Origin of the sequence: Mycobacterium sp. 852002-10029_SCH5224772 (assembly GCF_001667315.1) — a bacterium.
In the GTDB taxonomy this organism is placed as follows: Bacteria; Actinomycetota; Actinomycetes; order Mycobacteriales; family Mycobacteriaceae; genus Mycobacterium.
In genome coordinates, this window is the sequence record NZ_LZHT01000088.1 from 1 (window position 1) to 1,130 (window position 1,130).

The 1,130-nt window shown below is 68.3% G+C and carries 1 protein-coding gene; it reads left to right on the forward strand.

The window, feature by feature from the left end; translation table 11 throughout:
- Positions 1–38: 38 nt before the first annotated feature.
- On the forward strand, positions 39–1,130 hold a 1,092-nt coding region (locus tag A5775_RS15870), incomplete at its 3' end, for an HNH endonuclease signature motif containing protein (RefSeq protein ID WP_067254145.1).

The following is a 1,130-nucleotide window of genomic DNA, read 5'->3' on the forward strand; positions in this document are numbered from 1 at the left end:
GGCCGGGTTTTGTCGGTGGTGGCTGCGATGATGGCGTCATGTCTTCGATCGGATCTGTTGGCGCTGTGGTGGTGAGTGCTGGTGAGCGTCTGGGGGTGTTGTTCGAGGAGTTGGCGGAGTTGAGCGGTCAGCGCAATGCGATTGATGGGCGCATCGTGGAGATTGTGGCCGAGATCGATCGTGACGAGTTGTGTGGTGGCACCGGGGCGCGGTCGGTGCCGGCGTTGGTGGCCTGGAAGATGGGTTGTTCGCCGGCGAACGCGCAGACGATCAGCGCGATTGCGGCCCGGCTGCTGGAGTTCCCGCGCTGCGCCCAGGGCATGCGGGAGGGCCGGTTGTCGGCCGATCAGGTGGGGGTGATCGCGGCGCGGGGCGGGGCGGGATCGGATGCGCATTACGCGCAGCTGGCCGCGGTCGCGACGGTCGCTCAGCTGCGCACCGCGGTCAAGCTGGAACCCCGACCCCAACCCGAACCGCAACCCGAGGCCGAGTTCGAGCCTGGGTTCGAGGGTTCGTTTATCGCGACCGCCGACGAGCGGGGTAGCTGTTATCGGATCGCCCTTGGCCCCCATGAGGCGGCGAAGTTCGACGCCGCCGTGGCGTCGTATCGTGAGGCGCTGATCGCCGAGTGGAAACACGATCACGACACGGGCGGGGGTGCTTTGGGTCAGCGGCCCCGGGTGCCGGGCGCCATCGAGGCGTTCATGCGTCTGGTGGAGGCGGGCTGGGACGCCGAAGTGGCCCGCCGCCCCCACGGGCAGCACACCACGGTGGTGGTGCACCTCGATGTTGAGCAGCGTGTTGCGGCGCTGCATCTGGGTCCGCTGCTGCCCGACGCGCAACGCCGATACCTGACCTGTGATGCCACCGGTGAGGTGTGGTTCGAACGTGACGGCGAAGTCATCGGTGCGGGCCGGGCGACGCGGGTGATCAGCCGGCGGCTTCGCCGCGCGTTGGAGTATCGCGACCGCGGGTGCGCGGTCCCGGGTTGTGGGGCCACCCGTGGTTTGCACGCCCATCACCTGCAGCACTGGGAAGACGGTGGCCCCACCGAGTTGGCCAACCTGGTGCTGGTCTGCCCCTATCATCACCGGTTGCACCATCGGGGCGTCATCACCATCACCGGACCC